This is a genomic window from Sorangium sp. So ce1504, assembly GCF_051521635.1.
Classification (GTDB): domain Bacteria; phylum Myxococcota_A; class Polyangia; order Polyangiales; family Polyangiaceae; genus Sorangium; species Sorangium cellulosum_B.
Genome location: NZ_CP150365.1, coordinates 5185268 through 5207504 on the forward strand (window position 1 = coordinate 5185268; position 22237 = coordinate 5207504).

Below are 22237 nucleotides of genomic sequence, written 5' to 3' on the forward strand. Positions count from 1 at the left end.
CCCGCGCGCTCCGGGCACGCCGCTCGCCCTCGCTGAGGCCGCCTCGCGGAGGTCGTCGTGACGGAGTCCGCCCACCGGCCCGAGATCGAGCGCGCGCTCCGCTTCATCGCCGCGAACCTCGAGAGGCCCATCACGGTCGCGGACGTCGCGCGCGCGGCGCGCCTCAGCGAGTTCCATTTCCACCGGGTCTTCCACGCGGCGGTCGGCGAGCCGATCGGGCGGTTCATCACCCGGAGGCGGCTCGAGCAGTCGGCGCTGCGGCTCGCGTACGAGCCGGACCGCAGCATCATGGACGTGGCGCTCTCGTCCGGCTACTCGTCCGCCTCGAACTTCTCGAAGGCGTTTGCGGCGCACTTCGGCTGCAGCCCGTCGCAGGTGCGGAGCCCGGAGCGCGGCCTCCCCGTCGCGATCGGGAAGCTGACGTCGCTCTACGGGAAGGACTTTCGGCCGGAAGAGCTCTACACGCTCCCGCCCGAGCGCGGAGTCGACGAGCGGCGCCTCGAGGCGGCGGCGTGGAGCGCGCGGGTCCGCTTCGAGACCACGAGCGGGCTCGACTTCGCATGCCTCGCCAGCCCGGGCGGGTACGACGTCCCGGCCCTCGAGCGCCTCTGGTCGGACCTCATCGCTGCCGCCCGGCAGCTCGGGCTCTGCGAAGACGCCGTGGATGCCTGGGGTATACCGCACGACAGCCCGCAGATCACGGCCCCCGAGCTGTGCCGATACCACGCCTGCGTGCCCTGTCCGGAGGCCGTCCCGCTGCCGCCCCCGCTCTTCCGCGGCCGGATGAGCGAGGGCCGCTACGCCGTCTTCCGCTATGCCGGCGAGGTGTCCGGGATCCCAGAGGCGTATCGCAGCATCTATTCGTGCTGGTTCAGGGAGAGCAGCCTCGCGCCCGACGACTTCACCTCCCACGAGCACTACGTCACGGACGAGCCGAAGGACGGCCGCGTGGACCTCGAGCTCTGGTTCAAGGTGCGGCCGCGCCGCTGACCGCAGCAAACGCGATCCGTTGTCCATCGCACCAACATCATCCCTTTGCGAGCGCGGCTTCCCAACAGCGATGCGCTTCTGATACAAGCCATCTTGTTGAGGGGGGACATACGGGAGGGAAACGATGGCGAACGAAATGGACGCCACTTCGGGGCTGCTGCATACATTCTTTGCATCCTGTCCAGAGATGCTCTTCATCGCGGGAATCGATGGGGATGTGCTGCACTCGAGCGGCGCGCTCCGTCGGGCGCTGGGGGCCGGGATAGCGGATGGCAATTCGCTCACGGCGCTCGTCCATGCGGAGGATCGCGCCGACTTCGCCGCTGCGTGGATCCGGCTGAAGGAGCAAACAGAGCCGGTGCAGGTCGATGTGCGCCTGATGGACGCCCAGGGCGCTTACCGGCGTCTGACGTGCAACGCGAGCCGGGCGCCCGAAGGGGGCACGATCCACGGGTCGCTGCGGCAGGCCGACGCCGACGGCAGGCGCGGCCCGGCAGAGCCGAGCCTCAAGGAGCGGCTCCTCGACGGTCTGGCAGACAGCCTGGAGGTCGTCATCTGGGCGATCGACACCGAGGGGACCATCATCTACCACGACGGCAAGGGGCTCGATGCCGCCGGGCTCGCGAGGGGCGAGCTCCTCGGGAAGAACCTGATCGAGCTCTATCCCGAGAGAGAGCGCGCCTCCTTGCGGGCGGCGATCGCCGGCACGATGGCCCATGATCACACCACGGCGCACGGCGTCCACTGGGAGAGCTGGGCCGTCCCCGTGCGCAACAGGCGCGACGAGGTCGACGCGGTGCTCGGGTTCTCGCTCGACGTCACCGCGGTGAAGCGCGCGCAGGAAGAGCTGCGGGCCAGGCTCACTCAGATCGAGAAGCAGCAGGAGGTGATTCGCAACCTCTCCACGCCGATCATCGAGGTATGGAACGGGGTGCTGACGCTCCCCATGATCGGCGTGGTCGACAGCGTGCGGACGGCCGAGGTGATGGATACGCTGCTCGCGCGCATCATGGAGAAACAAGCCCATTTCGCGATCCTCGATCTGACCGGGGTCGACATGGTGGACACGAAGGTGGCGAGCCATCTCATCGAGCTCGTGGCGGCGATCCGCCTGCTCGGCGCCGAAGGCATCGTCGCCGGCATCAAGCCGAACGTCGCGCAGACGATGGTCGCGCTGGGGCTCGATCTCTCGACGATCTCGACGCAACGCGATCTGCGAGCTGCCCTGAGCTACTGTATCCGGCGCATGGCGCCGCAGCCGCCGCAGGAGAGCCGCGCCAGCGTGACCGCGAGCTGACTGGGCCCCACGCGCAGCGCCCCGGCGCCGTTCGGCCTCGCCTGCCCGGTATCCGGCTCCCTTTTTCGACGGATGTGCTCACCCGGAGGGTGCGGAAGCGCGAGAACGGAGCGATGATGCCGCCCGGTTGTGACGGTTCAGCAGCGGGGGCCGCGCTCGGCCCTCGCATCGGGCTCACGGGGTGGGTGCGTGCACACGACAGCCGAAGATCGCGCAGAGACTCTTCACATCGACCCACGTCTCCTGATCGAGGCCCTGGACGACCCAGCGCTCGTCATCGACGCGCGGGGCGCCGTCCTGTGCAAGAACGAGCAGCTCGATCGCCTCCTCTCGGGGCTCGGGGCGCCGAGCCTGCCGCTGTCGCCGGAGGGCGATCGCGTGCTCCTGTCGCTGGCGCCCGCGGCCGCCGACGTCGCCCGGATCCAGGCGCTCCTCTCGGGCGAGGTCGATCGAGCCGAGATCGACCTGCCGGACGAGGGCCGCGGCGCGCCGCGGTGGATGCTTCGCGGGCTCGCCTGCACGATCGGCGGCGGCCGCGGCGCGTTGCTCCGCCTCGTCGATGGGGGGGAGCGCGGGGTCCGGGAGCACCAGCGCCGGTGCGCGCAGGTGGTCGAGTCCATGCACCTCGGCTGCACGTTCCTCGCCCTCGATGCCCCGGAGGATGACCGGTCGCTCCGGTACGTCTACATGAACCTTGCCGCCGAGCGGATCGCCAGCAGGCCCACCGCGGCGATGCTCGGCCGGACCATGGACGAGAGCGTCCCCAGCCTTCGGCAGATCGGCATTCCTCAGCGCCTGGCGGAGCTGATCCGCAGCGGCGAGACCGACGAGAGCGAGGTGATCCTCCCCCAGGAAGTGGGCACGCGCGTCATGACGACGTGGTCGTTCCCGGTGGGCGATCAGTGCGTCGCCGTGGTCTACGACGATGTCACCGAGCGCAGGGCGACGGAGGCGTCGCTCGAGAGCGCGCGCCTCCTCCTCGACGGCATCATCGAGCACCTCCCGCTCATGCTCTTCGTCAAGGATGCGGCGGAGCTCCGCTATGTGCGGGTGAACAGGAATTTCGAGGAGTTCCATGGCCACGCGCCAGGAGAGCTGATCGGCTTGCGCGCCAGCGACTTGTTGCCGCAGGCGCTGGCCGCGAAGATCGACGCCGAGAGCCGCGACGTCCTCGCGGGGGGCGTGCCGGTCGAGGTCCCGGAGCTCCGCGTCCCCTCGAAGCGCTTTGGGGACCGCATCGGCCGCGCCCGGTTCATCCCCATGGAGGACGCCAAGGGCAAGGGCCGTTATCTCCTCGGGCTCATCGAGGACGTCACCGAGCGCAAGAGGATCGAGGACGCGCAGCGCCAGGAGTCGATCCTCCTGGAGACCCAGCGGCGGCTGATCGAGCTCGTCCAGGAGCTCTCGACGCCGAGCATCCCCATCCACCCGGGCATCCTCGTCGTCCCGCTCGTCGGCCAGATGGACAGCTCGCGCGGCGCCCAGCTCGTCGAGTCGCTCGTCGCCGCGGTCGAGCGGCACCACGCCGAGTTCGTCATCATCGATATCACCGGCGTCACGTCGGTCGACAGCGCGGTGGCCAACCACCTGCTCCAGGCCACGCGCGCCGCGGGGCTCCTCGGGGCCGAGTGCAGCGTCGTCGGCGCCTCGCCCAGCATCGCCCGCACCGTGATCGAGCTCGGCATCGAGTTCGGCAAGCTCGCGACGCACCGGGACCTGCAAGCCGGGTTCCGGCACGCGCTGGCGCGGAAGGGGTATGTGATCAGCGCGCGCGCGGATCGAAAGGCCTGAGCGCGGCGGAGCCGTCCGCGCCGCGCGAGACGGCCGCTTGCGCTACCGCGCCGGCGTCACGAGCCTGGCGAGAACATGAGGGGATACACCACCGTGACGACGCCGCCCGCGGGCGCCGGGAACGTGAACTTCTCGAACTCGCGCAGGACACAGCTCACGACCGCGCGATCCGGCATGGGCGCGCTCGCGGCCGACGGCGGGGAGCTGGCCGGCGGCAGAGCGCCCTCGGTGACGGCGGTCACCTTGCCGTCCCTGCCGATGACGAAGCGCACAGCGATCCGGCCAGCGAGGTTGGGATCGCGGCGCAGCCCGTCTTCGTAGCATTTGCGCAGCCCACCGAACCGCGCGCGCACGGCCTGCTGGATCTCCGTGGGTGGCAGCCGGCCCGAGACTTCCATCGATAGCGCGCGAAACGAGGGCGGCGCTCCTTTCGGGCCGGTGAACCGGCCTTCGCGGGGGAGGGCTCCGAGCATGAGGATCTCTGGCTTCGAGCCGGGCGGTCGCTCCTTCCATTGCCGCGCGCGGGCGAGGGTGGTCGACACGACCTCCTTGACGTCCGCGAGGCTCGCTCCTGGCACGGCGCGCAGACCGATGCGGTCGAGGCAGGTCCGCGGCGCCTTCGCGCACGCGGCTTCGGCGAGCTCCGCGAGCGCGGCGGAGGCGCGCTCCCGCTGCGGGCCCACGACCTCGCGCTTCACGAGCGTCCGGACGAAGCCGCCGCCCTCCGAGGCGCTCGGCGGAGCGACGGTCAGCTCGAAGAGGCTCAGCTCCACGTCACGTTCGCGGACATCGACGGCGATCTCGAGCCACGGCGGCTCCGATGCGTCTTCACCGGGAGATCCGGGCACGGGCGCGCGGAAACGGAGCCCGCCCACGCCGGTGCGCAGCAGCGCCACGGGGTAGCCCGCGAAGGCCGCCGTGCGGGAGACGCTCTCGATGACGATCCAGGCGACCGCTTCGTCCGCCACGACGGCGATCTCGCCCTGCGCGGGCGCGCCGCGGTCGCTCTCGCGGGCGCGGCGCGCCTCCAGCTGCACGAACAGCTCATCGACCTTGGTCAACCGGCCGAGCTCGGCGATGCTCTTCGCGTCGCCGACGAGCCGGCCGTCCAGGAGGATCTGGTGGCCTCGGATCTCGACCTCCGGCGGCGAGGCTGCGTCGGGCGGGGCGTCCGGAGCGACGGGCGGCGCCGCGGGCGCGATGGGTATGGCGGTCGCGCGCTCGGTCGCCCCGCGCGCGCGCGCGGGCGCAGGCGCGGCGCATGCGCAGAGCGACGCTGCGAGCAGGACGGCGGGGCACCAGGTCGGGTGAGGCATCGAGGGGATCTCCGTGGTCGCTTCGCTGGACTGCCGTGATGGGGGAGGGGAGCATACATGTTCAGGCGAGCGGGAGGCCAGGCGGGCGATCTCTGGGAGGGGGTTGGGGACGGTCGGGCGGGCGCGCGGCTGCGACGCCGGACGCCGAGCGCGCCGAGGGCGAGCAACGAGAGCGCCGAGGGAGCTCGGGACGAGCCTTGCGGTGCGCGGGGAGGGGCGAGGGCGCAGCCGGTGTTGTCCAGTTTGTACGTGTCGGGCGGCGGGTCGACGCAGGCGTGGGTTTGATCGCAGACGTAGCCGGGCGCGCAGTCGTTGACCGAGTCGCATGTGTTCTTGCACGTCCGCGAGGCGCCGAAGCAGACGTAAGGCGCGCAGCTTGGGCAAGCGCAGTTGACCTCCTTCGCGCCGACGCAGGCGCCCGCCTTGCAGGAGTCCTCCGCGGTGCACTCATTGCCGTCGTCGCATGGGAGTGTGTCCATCTTGTTCTCTCCGGCAAGGCAGCTCCCGCTGAGCTTGTCGCACAGGCTCGCTTCCCGGCACGCGTCTGCGGCCGAGCACACGACCGGGGCCTCGCCCGTGCAAATCCCTGCCTTGCAGGAGTCCGTCCGGGTACACGCATCGCCGTCATCGCACGTCGGATCCGTCAGGAGCTCGCACTTGCCAGGCCGTTTGGCGCCGAAGGGGAAGGTGATCTCCGTGCGGACCGAGCAGACATCGCAGGGGCCGGCGTCGCAGGCCGTGTCGCAGCAGACGCCATCGACGCAGAAGCCGCTCTGGCAGTCGGCCGCTCCGTTGCAGAGCGTACCGTCGTCGAGGAGCTTGAACAGCTCGGCGGTCGCGAGGCGAACGCCGTCTTCACCGAGGCCGCCGAGCACGAGCACAGTCCCATCCTCGAGCGAGGTCCCCAGAGGCTCGCTCCGGGGCTTCGTCAGCGGCCGGCCCTGCAGCCAGACGTTCCTGTCCGGATCGTACACCTCGGCGCTCGCGAGCGGACCGCCGGCGTCGGCGCCGCCGGCGACCAGCACCCGATCGTTGGGCATCAACATGGCGACGTGGCCTGTGCGCGCGTGGAGCATCTGGGCCGCGGGTGCAAAGGTCTTGGCCGCCGGATCGAACAGCTCCGCCTGGGCGAGGACGCCATTGCCGCCCACGCCGCCTACGAGGAGGACTTTCTCGTTCCGCAGACGGGTGGCGGTGTGACCGGTGCGGGCGGTGATCATCCCTCCTTCAATGGTTGTCCATCGCCCCTGGGTCGGGTCGTACACCTCCGCGTCCTCGAGAATGCCGATGTCCCCCGACCCCCCGGCGATCAGCACATGACCGCTCGACAGCAGCGTCGCGGTCGACTGCCAGCGCGAGATGTGCATGTCGCCGCTGGGCGTCCATCGATCCTGCGTCGGGTCGTATACCTCGACGTCCTTGCGAGCGCCGCCGTCGCCCCACCCGCCGGCGACCAGCACCCGGCCATCGTCATCGTCGAGCGCGACAGCCGCGTGGTAGGCCCTGGCAGCGTTCATCGCGCCGGCTGTTAGCCAGCGGCCGGTCTCCGGGTCGTACCGCTCTGCGCTCGCGAGAAAGCCACCATCACCGTAGCCGCCCGCGACCAGCACCTGCCCGTTCGGTAGCCGCGTCGCCGTGTGGTATCCACGGCCATCGTCCATCGTGCTGGCAAAGCGCCAGGTCTCGGCTGCCGGGGAATAGATCTCCACGCTCGCGTCGTAGCCGACGGTGCTGATGCCTCCGGCGATCAGCACGTCATTGTCGAGCAGCAACGTCGCGGTAGCATGCACACGGCGTCGGTCCATCGAAGCAGCGCTCGCCCAGCGGCCAGCTGCTTCGTACAGCTCCGCGCTCGCGAGAGGCGCGCCACGCGTACCGTCGCCACCCGCGACCAGCACCTGTCCGCTCTGAAGCAGCGTCGCGGTATGAACGCTGCGGCCGAAGCTCATCGTGCCAGCTGGCAGCCAGGTGTGGGTCGGGGCCTCCGGGTCGTACAGCTCTGCGCTCACGGAAGCTCCATCGGGGCCGGAGCCGCCGACGACCAGCACCTGCCCGCTCGGCAGCAGCGTCGCGGTGTGAGACGTGCGGGCGATGCTCATCGCGCCGGCTGACAGCCAACCGTCGGTCAGCGGGTCGTACAGCTCTGCGCTCGCGAGAGACGAATAAGCGGGGGGACCGGTGCCGCCCGCGACCAGCACCTGCCCGCTCGGCAGCAGCGTCGCGGTGTGAGACTTGCGGGCGGTGCTCATCGCGCTGGCTGGCCGCCAACGGTCGTTCTCCGGGTCGTAGAGCTCCGCGCTCGCGAGATGAGCACGGACAAGACGGGGGTCGTAGCCGCCCGCGACGAGCACCTGCCCGCTCGGCAGCAGCGTCGCGGTGTGAAACACTCGGGCGGCGCGCATCTCGCCAGCGGGCAGCCAGCTGGCCGCTAACGGGTCATACAGCGCCGCGCTCGCGAGAGGCTCATGACGGGCGTCGTAGCCGCCCGCGACCAGGACTCGCCCGTCCAGCAACCGCGTCGCGGTGTGAGAGCTGCGGACAGCGTCCATGTCACCCGCTGGTAGCCAGCCGTTGGTCTCCGGGTTATACAGCTCCGCGCTCGTGAGACCCTCACCATTGGAGCCGATGCCGCCTGCGACCAGCACCCGCCCACTCCGCAACAGCGTCGCGGTATCATACCGACGGACGGCGCTCATCTCGCCAGCTGGCAACCAACGGTCGGCCGCCGGATCGTACAGCTCTGGGCCCACGGGAGGACCACCTCTTCGCATGCCCGTGATGAGCACCTGCCCGCTCTCCAGCAGCGTCGCGGTGTGGCTGTCGCGGGCGGCGCTCATCGCGCCGACTGGAAGCCAACGGTCGGTCCCCGGATCGTACAGCTCCGCGCTCCTGCGCGAATCGTCGCTGATGGGATCTCGGCTGCCCGCGACGAGCACCTGCCCGCTCGGCAGCAACGTCGCGGTATGGTGCTCGCGGCCCTCGCTCATGGCACCAGCTGGCAGCCAGCTGCGGGTCGCGGCGTCGTAGAGCTCCGCGCTCGCGAGAGAATGAACGAGGGCGTCACCGCCTGCGACGAGCACCTGCCCGCTCGGCAGCAGCGTCGCCGTGTGCTCGTCGCGGGGGGCGCTCATCGCGCCGACTGGCAGCCAGCTGGCGGTCTCCGGGTCGTACAGCTGCGCGCTCGCGAGAGGCGCATCGCCGGGGCCGCGGCCGCCTGCGACGAGCACCTGCCCGCTCGGCAGCAGCGTCGCCGTGTGCTCGTCGCGGGGGGCGCTCATCGCGCCGACTGGCAGCCAGCTGGCGGTCTCCGGGTCGTACAGCTCCGCGCTCGCGAGGGGCGCACCGCTGGGATCGCGGCCGCCTGCGACGAGCACCTGCCCGTTCGGCAGCAGCGTCGCCGTGTGGTACGAGCGGGCAGCGCTCATCGCGCCGACTGGCAGCCAGCTGGCGGTCTCCGGGTCGTACAGCTCCGCGCTCGCGAGAGGAACAGAGCTAGAATCGTGGCCGCCCACGACGAGCACCCGCCGATTCGGCAACAGCGTCGCCGTGTGGTACCCGCGGGGGACGCTCATGTCGCCGGCTGGTATCCAATGGTTGGTCGGCGGGTCGTATACCTCCGCGCTCGCGAGAGAGCCTCTGTAGCCGATGCCGCCCGCGATCAGCACGTCTCCGCTCGGCAGCAGCGTTGCAGTGTGATACCCGCGGCCGGCGCCCATCGCGGCCGCTGACGACCAGCCGCGGTTCGCCGGGTCGTACAGCTCTGCGCTCCTGTCAACGAAATTGGAGTCGTGGTTACCCGCGACCAGTACCTGTCCGCTCGGCAGCAGCGTCGCTGTATGTCCCACGCGGCCATCGTGCATTGCGCCAGCCGGCAGCCACAGGGGATCCACCAGCACGGCCCCCTCGCTGGCCACCACCCATAGCTCGATCCGCGCTGCGCTTGCCACGAGCCGCGCCTCGATGGGCCGCCCCCCTTCCGCAAAGGCCCGCGGCGCGGTCACGCGGAGCATTGCTCTGCCGGACGGGTCGACCACCTCGACCCCGTCGCCCTGCTGCCGCAGCGCTGCCCCTTGCACCTCCCACACGGCTACGGGCGCATCGCTCGACACGCTCTCCGCTTCCAGCAAGAGCCACTCCTCGGCGCCCCCGCCCGCGTTCGCCGTCCAGTAGGACCTGCCCCCGGCCCGGGCGTACGTCACCGCACCGCCCTCGATCGCCCCTTCGCCCGCCGCGCCGAGCTCGCGCACCGTGATCGCAAACCCGCCCTGGCCCCGGAAGCGCAGCCCTTCCTCGCCCTTCGCGGGCAGGATCGCCTCGATCGTCTCGCCAGCAGGCCGGAAGCCGCCAGCCGCACCGCGAGGCCGGGCGACAAACCCCTCGCCAGCGGCGGTGAATCCCGCCCCCGCCTCGAGCACCTGCGTCACCTGCTCCGGGAAGCGAGCGCGCAGCACCTCGCTCAACCCCGGCGCCGGCTCGCCCCCGGAGTTGCATCCGGCGAGCGCGCCGAGCAGCAGCGCGAACCAGAGGAGCATCGCGCCCCGCGACGAGCACCGTGAACCCATGAGCCCTCCCCGGAAACGTCAGAGGTCGAAGCGAGCGCTCACCGCCGGCGCCACGCTGAAGAACAAGCCGCCCACCAGCGCATCGTCGTTGAACCACCCATAGCCGTCGGGCCCGGCGTGGACCCCTTTCGCCTCGCTCCACCTCGGCCGAGACACGGCGACGTGCACGGGCAGCTCCAGGCCGGCGTTCAGCTCGACATGCCGGCCCAGCGGCAATCCCACGCGCACCTCGGGCGTGACGAAGACGAAATGGGCAGGCTGGATCTGCACAAAGGTGCCTATCTCGTGGCGCACCTGGTCGCTCGCGTCGAAGGCGCCTCGCCGCGCGTCCGACATCGACCCGAACAGCCCGCCAGCGCCTAGCCTGAGGCGGATCGGCAGGCCAGCGTCGATCGCATAGCCGAGCCACCCGCCCACGAAGAGACCGCCGAGCCTGAGCACGTCGTCGACATCGATGGTTTTCGGCGACCCGCCTACGATGTTCAGCGATGTGCTCCGGCCGCTCATGTTCTGCGTTGCCGAGAGCACGCCGAGCGAGGCGCCGAGGCTGAGACCAGAGCTCAGCTCGTACCCGCCGCGCAGCACGCCGTACCTCCCGACGCCGACGGTACGGCGGCACTCCCCAGGGCAGTTGCCCGCGACGTCGCCCTGGAAGTCCGGCACGAACAGCACCGCCGTGCTGAGCTCCACGAGGAAATGCGGCGGCGGCGGCGGCTTGCGCCAGAACGGCGACCTGGGGTCGCGCGAGAGGGGCACCGTCAGCGCCCTCCGCTCGTCGCGCCGGAGCGACACCTCACGCCTCTCGGGCAAGAACCCCTCGGCCGCGACCTCGACCGTGTGCTTGCCCGCGCGGACTTGCCCTTCCCAGAGGCCGCGGCCGAGCTCCACGGCGTCGATCGACACGCGCGCGCCCACCGGCACGGGCGTGACGCGCAGCGTGGCGTCGAGCACCTCGGCCTCGATCCGCAGAGGCTCGACCTCGTTCACTCGAACCGTCACGTTCGCCGGCACAGTGCCCAGGCGCCCCTTGCCGCGCAGGAACACCACGTGTTTGCCCGGGGCGAGCGGCAGCGCGAGCGGCGCCGCGGAGGTCTTGCCGACGGGGATGCCGTCGACGACCACCTCCAGCTCCCGGCCGCGCGCCTCGGTGACCTGGAGCGTCCCCGTTTGCCGCAGCCGGCGCAGGTGCGCCGAGACGCGCGCGGTCTGCCCGCCGGCCACATCGACGCGCGCCTCGAACGGCTCGAAGCCCTCCTTGTAGACGCGCACACCGTAGCTGCCCGCCGCGACCCGGAGCGGCGCGAGCAGCGGGAATTCCCCCCGCCTTTGCCCGTCGACCGTGATCGCTGCGCCGGGCTCGGCGCCCTCGATCTCGACGGTGCCGACGAGGCCGCGAAGCTCGATGACCTTGCGCTGGACGGCGGCCCTGGTCTCGGGGGCCATGGTGCTGGAGAAAGCACGCAGCGCAACCTCGAACAGGTCGAGGGCCTCGTCGAAGCGATGGAGAAGATCGAGGCACGTGGCCGCGCGGATCGTGGCGCTCTCGCCGGGATAGAGCGCCCTGGATGCCTGGAACTCCGCGAGCGCCGCGCTGAAGGCCCCCTGGTCGTAGAGCTTGATGCCCTTGACGAAATGGGCCTTTGCCTCGCTCATCCCGTCCTCGGCGCGATCGCCAGCATCCTGCACAGGCTGGGCAAGCGCGAGCCCGTGCGAGAGGAGCGCTGAAGCAAGAAGGATCGCCAGCGCTGCTGCGCTGCAAGGGTGCATTGTGGGCCTCTCTCGCGATATGCATCACGCGTGCCCGAGCGTGCCTATTTGAACTCCCTGGGGATCAACGGATCTTCCGGCTCGGGCGGCCTCTGGGGCTCCGGCCGCCCCGTCCCTCGCTGCGCTCCCGTTGCCTTCGTCCCCGGCGGCGCCTTCACGCCCGGAGGCGGCTTCGCGCCTGGTGTCTCGGCGTGGCCGGGCTTCTCTGGATCGAGCTGCAGCGAGGCAGGGGAGGGGCCTGTATCGGTGATGATCACCTCGACCCGGAGCTCGGCCTTCCCCTTGACCAGCCGGACTTGATGCCTGCTCCCCGGCGCGCCCTCGATCGCCACCTCTCCGCCCCGGACCTCCGCCCGCCTCCCGTCGATCTCGACCGACACGTCGGCTGGCGCGACGCGCAGCTTCGCGCGCTGGACGGCGGACAGCGGCGCGCTCGCAGGCGGCGGCACGCCCGCTCGGCCGATGTGCTCCGCAAGAAGCCTTGCTTCCGCGCTCACCGCGGGACCGAGCACGCTCAAGCTCCCTGGCTGTGGCTGGCGCGCCCATTGGACCAGAATGGCCACGACGATACCGCCGGCCGCGACGACCCCCGCCGCCGCGGCCGCCTTCCCCGGCCTGCGCGATCGAGGAGCGCTCGTGTCGCGCGCCTGCGGGGTCGACTCACGGTCACGGGTCGTGCTCGTGGCGATGTTCGCGTCCGCCGTCGTGGTGTTGAACGCACGTGCGGTCGGCCCGCCAGCCGTCCCGGGCGCGTCGACGGTCGCCGTCGTGTCCCCGCCGCCGATGCCCCCTTGCACGACGATGCGCGCGATCCGCCGGTGCGCGTCGTCTGCGGCGTGGACCAGCGAGAACCTCTCAGCGACCTTGGCGCGGGTCTCGGGGCTGACGGGGACCAGATGCCCGTCCCGGAGGGCAAAGCCGCCGGGCAAGAGCGGACGGATCGCGTCGAGCATCGCCGCCGCGGTGGGGAATCGTTCGCCGGTGTCGAGGCCGATCGCGCCGTGCACCACGGCCGCCACCTCCGGCGCGACCCAGGGCGCGAACGCCTGGACCGAGCGCGGCGCCTGCGCGCAGATCGCCATGATCAGGTCGCCGAAGGCAGAGATGTGCTCGTGGGGGAGCGCCCCCGCGAGGGAGACGTAGAGCACCATGCCGAGCGACCAGATGTCGGTGCGGTAGTCGATGTCGCTGAGGCCGCGCGCCTGTTCGGGTGACATGTAGAGGGGCGAGCCAAGGATCCCTCCGGTGCGGGTGAGGCCCGTCGTGGGGCCGCCCTGGCTCGGCTCCGGCTTGATCTTGGCGATCCCGAAATCGAGGATCTTGACGACGATCTCGCCATCGGCGCGCCGGGCGAGGAAGAGGTTGGCGGGCTTGATGTCCCTGTGCACGACGCGCGCCTCGTGCGCCTTCTGGAGGCCGAGGCAGACCTGCGCCGCGATCCGGAGGGCGGTGTCGGGCTCGAGGCTCCCCACCCGGTCGATCAGGTGCTGGAGGTCCTCTCCTTCGAGGAGCTCCATCACCATGAAGGGCACCTTGCGCTCCGGATCCGTCCCCGCGTCGAGCACACGGACCGTGTGCTCGGTGTCGATCGCGCCCATGGCCTTCACCTCGCGCTGGAAGCGCTGGAGGCCGTTCTTGCCCGGTACGACGAGGGTTCCGTCGATGCACTTCAGCGCGATGCGCTCACCGGTCTCGACGTGCTCGGCCTCGTAGACCGCGCCCATTCCCCCTTGGCCGAGCAGGCGGATTACCCGGTACTTTGCGCCGAAGAGCTCCCCCAGCAAGGCACCAACAGCGTAGTGGAGTCGGGCGTATGGGCGCAACAGGCGTTCGCACCGTCCCACGTGTCACCTCGTGACCGCGCCACGTGCGACATCAACACGTTCAGGAGCCTCTGCGCCCCGACCACCCGCCACCTCGATGCATCCAAGCACGCCCCGGCGCCAGCATCCCGGACGAACACTGCCGGCACTGGGGGTGAGGTTTTTCACATCGAGCGCTGGTATGCTCAGGACGACCAGCTCCTCGACCGGCCCCTCGGCGGCCGGTGGTGTCCGAACCTGGCCTTGATGAGCGGACTCACGAGAAGATCCGGACGCTGCCCGGCGGCTGGCAGGGGCCGTGGTACGGTCGCCTCGTCAGGGGGCTCTGACGGGGGCGTGGCGGCAATGATGGCCCTTGCACGAGGCGTTGAAGAGGAGCACCTCGCCGAGCCCCTTCTGCTTCGCGATCGCCTTCGCTTCTTCCGGTGAGCGGCAGATCGGGAGCGCGGAGGCGCACTGCCGCCCGAGCTCGGGCCAGCGCAGATGATCGACACAAACAGCGCCCTTGCTCGTCCACGCCGCCTCGAACCCGTGGCCCGGCGAGTCCGGCTCCTTCGTGTGGACGCCCGCGGTGTCCCAGACGTCGATGGGGGTGCCCTCGATGGTCGCGCTCGTGCCGTCGCCGCAATAGTCGGCGCTCACCATGCGTACACAGGCAGCATGCAGCTCGGACATGGAGCTCGGGCTCACCGGGTCCGGCAGGTAGCGCCAGTGCGTCTGACACTTATGAAGAGTTGTTTGTCCGGAATGATGAGGTGTATGTCCAGGCAGATCGCCATTCGTCCCCGAGTGTCCTTCGTATTCGTCCGGTACCCGCTGCATCCGGCTCTGCCTGCCGTGGCGGTACGCTTCCCAGTCGACGAAGAACGGCTCTGCCTGATCGGGCATCGCGGCGCCGGTGGCGGTGCCCGCCGCTTCCGGTGCGGAGATGCTGCCGTCGTCGCTGCACCCCTGGAGCAAGCCCGCCAACAGCCAGAGGACCGGAGCGGCCATTGCGCAAGGCCACGGTCGAGTCAGTCGACTCCCATGTACGCCTGTTGCGGCGACCGGCGACGACCGATCCCATCGACGTCGACGAACGTGTAGCGAAGACGATGAATCCATGATTCTCCTACCTTCCGAGATCCTGAAGAGGGGGCTCCGCGTGGACGTCCATGGCGGTACAGAACGGCCGAGCAAGCCACCGTCGTTCATCGAGCGTCGGCTTTTGTCGTCCAGAATGAGCACATCGCGTGCCGCTCTCTACACGGGCGCATCGCGCGAGTTTCTGTGGTTCACGCCGCTCGCATGGCCCGCGTCTCGGCTGAAGGCGCCGTCGTCAACAGGCAGTTTCTGCCTTCGCCGTACCGGCAATCTCTGCTTGCTGGCAACGATTGCCGTGGCGCCGTCCCGAGGCCGAGAGGAGAGACGTCGCGTCCAGGCTCACGGGGTCCCGGGCGTCGCGCAGATGCGCGCTCCGATGAACGGATCCCGCTGGTCACGGCTCTGGGGCGCGCGGTTCTCCCCGCGGGCGTCCACGGCGATCTGGAAGGAGCTCCCTCCGCGCGCCACGGGCTCGCGGGGATCCGCGACCGACGACGTGAACTCCCAGACGTTGCCGGCCATGTCACGCAGCCCGAACGGGCTGTCGGAGGCGCGGTGCGATCCCACCTCGTCGGGGCCGAATCCAAGGCGGCTGCGGCCATAGGTCACGTCGATGTTCGCGTCGTCGGCGAAGAGCCGCTCGCCTCCTGGATACGAGCGGCCGTCCGCGCCGCGCGCGGCCCGCTCCCACTCGTGCTCGGTGCAGAGGCGCGCGCCGGGGACCCGGCGGGTGCGATCGAGCCACGCCGCATAGGCGAGCACGTCGTCGAGCAGGATCCCGGACACGGGAAAGCGCATCCAGTCCTGGGTCGTCCGGCGATCGCGGCCGAGGTAACGAAGCGGCTCGCCGATCCGGGCGGTGGCGCGGTGCGTCTCCTGGCCGAAGGTGAGCTCGTACTCCCCGCCCGGCAGCTCGGCGAGCGCGGCAACGAACCCTGCACCACCGGCCCTCGGCATCCGCTGGTTCCGCTCGGCCGGGGGCAAGGCGCGCAGAAAGGCGATCCACTCGGCGAACGTGGTCTCGTTCTCGGCGATGAGGTACGCGCCCGTCTCGACGGGATGGATCGGCTGGGTGCCGAAGAACGCCCGCGCTTCCGCGCTCGCGCTCCCGTAGAGAAAGCGGCCCGGCGGGACGAGCACGAAGCCCTCGGGCACCGCCGCGGCAGGGGGCAGATCGAGCGCGATCCGACACGTCTCGCCGCGCTCCAGCACGAGCGGCAAGCGCACGGAGGCGCGGCCAGGAGCCGAGAACACGAGGACGACCGACCCCGGCGCGGCAGGGCGCTCCGCCACAGGCGTCGGCCCGAGCGACGCCTCGGGCACCGCGACCCAGCGCTCCCCGTGCAGCGCGAAGCGATCGAGCGCCACGCCGGCGCCCGGCGGCGTGGTCTCGATCGCGAGGCGCGCGGGGCGGTCCCAGGGGCTCGCCGCGCCGGGCTCGCCGGTCACCGCGAGCCGCCGCGCGAGTTCGTCGCGCTCGGCAGCGTGGCCGTCCCGATCGGCGAGGCGCGCGCGCTCGTAGAGCGCATCGGCGAGCAAGGCCCTCGCGTCCTCCCGATCCGCGTCCTGCTGGAGGACGTGCTCCAGGCGACCGCAGACCTCGGCGAACGCCTTCTCCACCTCGGCGCCGCTGTCCAGCGCTTCGGTCCAGCCTCGCTCGGCCTGCGCCAGGTCGTGGGCGTCGAAGCGCGCGAACGCGATCCGCCGCAGCTCGTCGGCCTCGCCGCGGGCGGCGCGAGCGCGATCGAGCGCTCGCCGGGCCTCGTCCACGCGCCGGCCCATGTCGATCGCAGCCTCGACGCGCACGCCGAGGATCCCCGCGCCAATCGCGAGCGGCACCGCGAGCGCCGCTGCCCAGCGCCCGAACCGGCGCCGTCGATCCGACCTCCGTGACGCGGCGAGGAACGCGGCATCACGCTGGGCGAGGCTCCGCTCGTCGACCGCCGCCACCTCGGCCAGGAGCCGTGGGCCCCACAGCGCGTCCACGGGGCGACCGGCTCGATCCCACTCGGCCGCGGCCCGCTCGATCCGCTGCCGCTGCGCGCGGCCCTCGGCGTCGTGGCCGAGCCATCCGCGCAGCGTGTCCCACCCGGAGAGCAGCGCCTCGTGCGCCAGCTCATAGACCGAGCCGTCGCCGTCCTCGCCCTCGCGAGCGACCAGCAGCCGCCCGCGCACGAGCGCGTCGAGGGCCGCGCGCGCCCCCGGCAACCCTCCCGGCGATCCCCGCGCTGCGGCCAGCAGCTCGGCCTCGCCGCGGCGGGCCCGCGTGCCCTCCGCCGTGACGAGGGCGAGCAGGATGGCCCGGAAGGCGGCGCGGTGCGGCGGCGGCACGCGCGCGAGCACGCCGTCGGCGTGGCGGCCCAGGGCCGAGGGGACGCCGCCCTGCGCCTCGAACCGCGCCGTCGGGATCACCCGGCGCGCCTCGTCGCGCCCTTCCCACAGCTCGGCCAGCGCGAACTGGAGCAGCGGCAGGCCGCCCGGGGCGCGGAGGGCCTCGACGACCAGGGCCTCGACGACGGCATCGGACGCGAAGGAGAAGCCCTTGGCCGCGGCGGGGCCGACCACGGCCTCGCGCAGCCGCTCGCCGGTGAGCGGGCGAAGCAGGTACAGCGCCGCCGGGAGATCGTCGCCGAGATCCGGGAGCGCGGAGAGGCGCGTGAGGAAATCGCTGCGCGCGGTGGCGAGGAGGCGCACGCGGCCTGTACGGCCAGCGAGGCCGTGCAGCGCCGCCGCGGCGCTCGCGGCGTCCGGCGGGGAGGCGAGGGTCGAGAGCTCCTCGAGCTGGTCGACGAACAGGAGCGCGGCGCCGTGGCGCCGCACGAGATCGCGCGCGACGGCGGCCGGCTCCGCGCGGAGGCGTTCGGCCACGGCGGTCTCGTCGCCGTCGAGGAGCGGGGCGAGCGCCGCCGCGAGCGCGGTGAGGGGGTCGCGGCCGAGCAGGGCGGTCGCCACCGCGACGGGGCGGCCGAGCGCGCCGTCGGCCACGGCCGGGAGCACGCCGGCGCGGCAGAGCGATGATTTGCCGGTGCCCGAGTCGCCGGCGACGAGCACGAAGGGGTCGGCGCGGAGCCGGTCGACGATGGCGAGGACCTCGGCGCTCCGGCCGAAGAACATGCGGCGGTGCTCGGCCTCGAAGGCGAGGAGGCCGCGGTAGGGGTTGCCCTCGAGGACGGCGTCCTTCGTAACTGCCGGCGCGGCGAGCGCCTCGAGCGCTGCGCGGAGCGCGTCGCCGTCGGGGTAGCGGAGCGACGCATCGTGGCGGAGGCACCGATCGACGATCGCGGCGAGCCCGGGATCGACGCCTGGCGCGGCCCTGGAGAGCGAGGGCGGGGCCTGATGGAACCGCGCGGCGAGGGGCAGGCCCGCGTGCGGGGGCGCGCCGCAGCACAGCTCGTAGACGAGCACGCCCAGCGCGTAGACGTCGGCGCCCGGCGTGGCCGGTTCGAAGCGCCAGAGCTCGGGGGCCATGTAGAGAGGTGTTCCTGCGAGGCGCCGCGGCGCCGGGCGGGGCGCGGCGTCCGCCGTGGGCGCGGGCGTCGTGGCGCAGAGCAGCGGCGCCACGTCGAGGGTGGACGCGAACGGGACCGCGCCGGGCGGGGCCGCTCGATCCGGGCGAGACACGAGATCGGCGGTGGAGATCGCGCCGGCGCCGCCGGGCAGCGCCGCCGGCGCGCTGTCGCGCAGGGACTCCGCCTCGGCGCCCCCTGAATGGATCATGGCCTGTGCAGCATCGCCGCCTTCCGCGCCGGCCCCCGGGAGGAGCTCGGCCAGCCCGAAGTCGAGGAGCTTGACCGTGCCGTCCTCGCCGATCATCGCGTTGGCCGGCTTGATGTCGCGGTGGAGCACGCCACGGCGGTGCGCGGCCGCGAGGCCGCGCGCGAGCTCGACGGCGATGGCGAGCGCGCGGCGCGGCTCGATCGGCTTGTCGAGCTCGGCGAGGCTCTGCCCGCGCACGTATTCGGACACGAGGAACGGGCGCCCGCGCACCTCCCCGACGCGAAAGACCGAGACCACGTTGGGGTGCGACAGCCGGGCGACCGCGCGCGCCTCGGCGAAGAAGCGCGATCGAGCCGCCTCGCTCGGCGAGGGCGCGTCGATGAGCTTGATGGCCACGAGCCGGGCGAGCAGCCGATCTTCGGCGAGGTAGACGACGCCCATCCCCCCCCGGCCCAGCTGCCGGAGGAGCCGATACTCCTCGATTTCCTCAGGCGGCCACCTCTCGCCGCCGTCTGCCCCGGACACCAAGCCTCCTCGCGTGCGGAGATGCCGTGTTGCCCGAGCGCCGGCGGCGAAGGTGCAATGTTGCCTCGCGCGCCCGCGTCGGGGCTGCTCCTCGCGACCGGCCCCCGGCGAGGAATCGTACGATGACCTTGCAGGGGGACAAGGGAATAGCGTCAGGTCACCTCTCCGTGGCTCGGCGCAATGGCGTCTCGGAGGGTGTCTGGTTCTCGGCCATCGTTCGATGCCGGGCGGCGCCAGCGTCCCTCCCCGAGGCAGAGGACGGAAGGCACCGTCTCGGGCGACCAGAGTCGCAGCATGCCGAGCCCGATTCCGGCCAGGCCGACCATCAGCGAGGGGCTCTCGCGCTCTCCGGGGACACCGCAGCGAAAGCCATGCTGGCGAGCTTCCGCCAGCGTGTCCGCGGCGCGAACGAAGGCGGCTTCCCGATAGCGTGGATCGTCCAGCGCCTCGGCGGCGACGAGCAGGACGTCGGCGTTGCCCATGTCGCCGTGGCACAGGCTGTGGCCGCGCCCGAAGCCCTCGCGCAGGGTGGTCTCCAGGCCGATGTCGATCTCGGATCGAACGGTCGGATCGTCCATGTGCGGGAGCGAGAGGATGCGGCCCAGCGCGATCCCCGGCGCCCCGTGGCACCACATGGTCATGACACGCTCCCCCGGGCCCGAGCGCCGGGGAATCGGTCTCCGCATGTCCAGCCAGTTGCCCCGGGCCGGCGCGAACAGCGACCGCTCGTGGACGAGACCGCGCTGCGCCGCGTCCCTGTAGCGCTCGTCGGAGGTGGCGGCGCCGAGCTCGAGGAGGGCCCACGCGATGCCCGCCACGCCGTGCGAGAAGCCTCCGAGCGGCCGCTCTGCCTGCGGGGCCTTCCAGGCGATCCCTCCGTCCGGGGTCGGCGCCGCCCTGGCGAGGAGGCGCTCGCCGCAGCGCCTCGCGGAGGCCAGGGCGCGCGCGTCTCCCGTCTGCCGGTGCAGGGCGAGCAGGACGACCGCGCAACCGGCGGCTCCGCCGAGGAGGTCGAGCTGCTCGTCGCCGTCGATCTGCGCGTCGAGCGCCGGCAGCAGCGAGAGCGCGCCGTCGAGCAAGGTCGAGTCTCCCCACAGCGCGGCGAGCTGGCCGAGCACGTGGAGGTGCGAGGCCCGGCCGGTGAACGCCCCCAGCGCCGCGGGAGCCGCGCGATCGTCCCCGCGGATCTCGCGCAGGATGGGCGCGAGGGAGGCGCGCGCGAGGGCCTCGAAATCGCCGCGGCCGGTCGCCGCGGCGAGGTGAGCGAAGAAGAGCGCCATTCCGCCGACGCCGTCGTACAGGCCCGTCGGAAGGGGCGACAGAGACCAGCGGCCGCGCTCGAGGTCGACGAGCGTCGCGCCGATCCAGGTGACGTCGTCACGGCCGCGGATCGCCCTGGTGACGAGGTCTTCTCCGATGGCGACGGCCATGGCCAGGGCGTCTCCTGCCTCGGCGAGCCCGCGGGGCGCGGAGTCCGGCGAGAGCAGCGCTCTGTCCGAGGCGATGTGGTCCTTTTCGAACGCGACGAACGAGGCGCGGAGCAGCGAGATCTGCGCAAGACAGCCGTCCTCGCTCATGCTGGCCAGCCTATCGAGGACCAGGCTCAGGCTGTCTCGCTCGAAGAAATCGTCGATGCGATCGCCGGCGCTGCTCCAGAGGTGGCGCTCTCCGGGGCGCGCGGTGAACACGAGGATGTCCCCGAGCCGGAGATCCGCGCTCTCGAACGGGACGACCCGGCGCAGCTCGGGTCGATGCGCCGCCTCGACCCAGAGCTTGTCGAGGAGCATATCCCGCGCGAGGCCGTCGCGCAGGAAATCGGGGTGGGTGGCCTCGGAGAGGAGGAGCGCGTACCGCATCGTCTGCCGGAGGAGGTGTCGTGTCTCCACGCCGGCAAAGGATCCGAAGTTGTCGCTGAGCTCGTTGCGCCGGCGAACGATGAAGAGGTATGTCTCTCGAAATCCATCGACGATCTCCTCGACGAACGGCGCCGGATCCACGAGCTCCCCGTGGAGTCGAGGGCGGTTGTTCGACTCACCGATCAGCGGCCGGCAACGCACGATCTTCATCACATCGCGGGACGTCTCGTCGAGACCCGGTACCAGGTGCTGACCGCTCTGCCCGGCTTCTCCGCCCAGCCCGCTGAAGTCGGCGCCGACGCCGTCGCCTGGCAAGATCAACGGCAAGAGACCTGTGTCGAGGACGGAGTCGCGGAGCAAGGCGAGCGCCCGGTGAGCGGCCGTGTCCCCGGCAAGGACCGGTGCCTCGTTGTGGAAGAGCGCCTCCAGATCGATGAGGACGGGGTGCTCGCCCGCGGCTATCAGATTCTCCCGATGAAAATCGATGGCCCTGAGCACATGAAGCAGCGCGAGGAGACTGCCCTGGCGGCGGTAGAACCGCTCGACGGCCACACGGGTCTCGCACCCCATCTCCTCCACGAGCTCGACCCACCCGTGGCTGCCGCGATCCAGGACCGTGAGCGTCCGGTGCGGAGCGGACAGGCCATTGTCGTTGAGCCACCCGAGGAGGCGTTGGAACTGGACATCGATCGCGAGCGAGCGCGGCTTGTATACCAGCGAGAGGCCAGAGGTGAACGCGATCCGCGCGACGCTGCGCCCTCTCCGGTGCAGATCGCCCGCGCCGATCTCCAGGGCGGCCACGTCACCGATGCGTTCGCCAGAGATGAACGCGCCGCGAATCAATGCCTCATCCTCGGCGAGCCGCGCGAGGAGCTCGAGGTTCGTCTCGACCCAGCGGGAAAGGTCGGTGGACAGGAGCCGCGCGAGCACTGGCACCTTGGAGAGCAGGGTGGCCCGCGCCCCGGGCGCTTCCCAGTAGGCCGTCGCGAAGTGCGCGAATCGCTCTTCGGACGTGGCTTGCGGGAGCTTGTCCCGCATTGCTGCGATGTGGAGCTCGAGCACGAGCGTCCGCAGGGCGCTGCCCTCGAGTCGCCGGGCCAGGCTCGCGACGAGCATCGCCGCGGCATCCTCGGTGAGCCGCGGGCCCGTGAGGGGATAGCGCGCGCCGATCTCCGCGAGCCCTGCGCGTAGCTGCGCCACACCGGCCTGGAGGAACGGGCGCAGGAATCCCGGAAAGAACGGTCGCGCGGGCATGGCCGGGGCCGTGTGCGGCGACGGGATCGACGGCAGGGCGTCGCCGGCGCACCGATCCTCGAGGATCTGCTCGATGCCATCGCGCCACGTCCCGCTGCCCGTCGATGCGCCGGCAGCTGGTCCATCATCCGCCAGGATCTGCAGGAGTCCCTCGCGATCGAGCCCGGCGCTTCGAAGGCGCTCCGCGAAGGCCGCCTCGTCGCTCATCATGCTCTGTTGCCACGCTATCGCTCGCCGCTCGGCCTCCTCAAGGAGC

10 protein-coding genes are annotated in these 22237 nt (G+C 71.6%); 3 read left to right on the plus strand and 7 right to left on the minus strand.

Features of this window, described 5'->3' with window-relative positions:
* Positions 1 to 57: 57 nt before the first annotated feature.
* From WMF39_RS19490 to WMF39_RS19500, 3 genes are all read left to right on the plus strand, one after another.
* Entirely contained in the window at positions 58 to 990 is a 933-nt protein-coding gene (locus tag WMF39_RS19490) for an AraC family transcriptional regulator (protein ID WP_437746989.1), read from the plus strand.
* Positions 991 to 1114: 124 nt separating this feature from the next.
* Positions 1115 to 2287 carry a PAS domain-containing protein gene (locus WMF39_RS19495; protein ID WP_437746990.1) on the plus strand — a complete coding sequence of 391 codons (1173 nt, stop codon included), beginning with the start codon at positions 1115 to 1117 and terminating at the stop codon, positions 2285 to 2287.
* A 189-nt stretch (positions 2288 to 2476) separates the two neighbouring features.
* Positions 2477 to 4078 (plus strand): PAS domain-containing protein, encoded by a 1602-nt coding sequence (locus WMF39_RS19500; protein ID WP_437746991.1) that lies wholly within the window; start codon positions 2477 to 2479, stop codon positions 4076 to 4078.
* Positions 4079 to 4134: 56 nt separating this feature from the next.
* Here WMF39_RS19500 and WMF39_RS19505 read toward each other — a convergent pair whose 3' ends face one another.
* The 7 genes from WMF39_RS19505 to WMF39_RS19535 form a co-directional block, all read right to left on the minus strand.
* On the minus strand, positions 4135 to 5139 hold the full coding sequence (locus WMF39_RS19505) for an AgmX/PglI C-terminal domain-containing protein (protein WP_437746992.1): 1005 nt from the start codon (positions 5137 to 5139) through the stop codon (positions 4135 to 4137).
* A complete protein-coding gene (locus WMF39_RS19510; RefSeq protein ID WP_437746993.1) occupies positions 5136 to 9926 on the minus strand; it encodes a kelch repeat-containing protein in 4791 nt (1596 codons plus the stop codon). Before WMF39_RS19510 ends, WMF39_RS19505 begins: the two co-directional genes overlap by 4 nt.
* Positions 9927 to 9974: 48 nt before the next feature.
* On the minus strand, positions 9975 to 11723 hold the full coding sequence (locus WMF39_RS19515; protein ID WP_437746994.1) for a PEGA domain-containing protein: 1749 nt from the start codon (positions 11721 to 11723) through the stop codon (positions 9975 to 9977).
* Positions 11724 to 11767: 44 nt separating this feature from the next.
* A complete protein-coding gene (locus tag WMF39_RS19520; RefSeq protein WP_437746995.1) occupies positions 11768 to 13507 on the minus strand; it encodes a serine/threonine protein kinase in 1740 nt (579 codons plus the stop codon).
* A 354-nt stretch (positions 13508 to 13861) separates the two neighbouring features.
* Positions 13862 to 14539, minus strand: coding sequence for an ADYC domain-containing protein (locus tag WMF39_RS19525; RefSeq protein WP_437746996.1), 678 nt, complete (start codon positions 14537 to 14539; stop codon positions 13862 to 13864).
* 429 nt (positions 14540 to 14968) lie between these two features.
* The gene (locus WMF39_RS19530; protein ID WP_437746997.1) at positions 14969 to 18871 is read right to left on the minus strand and encodes an nSTAND1 domain-containing NTPase; all 3903 of its coding nucleotides are present in this window, start codon (positions 18869 to 18871) and stop codon (positions 14969 to 14971) included.
* Positions 18872 to 19023: 152 nt separating this feature from the next.
* Complete coding sequence (locus WMF39_RS19535; protein WP_437746998.1) at positions 19024 to 22188, minus strand: type 2 lanthipeptide synthetase LanM family protein; 3165 nt, start codon at positions 22186 to 22188, stop codon at positions 19024 to 19026.
* Between the last annotated feature and the right edge of the window lie 49 nt (positions 22189 to 22237).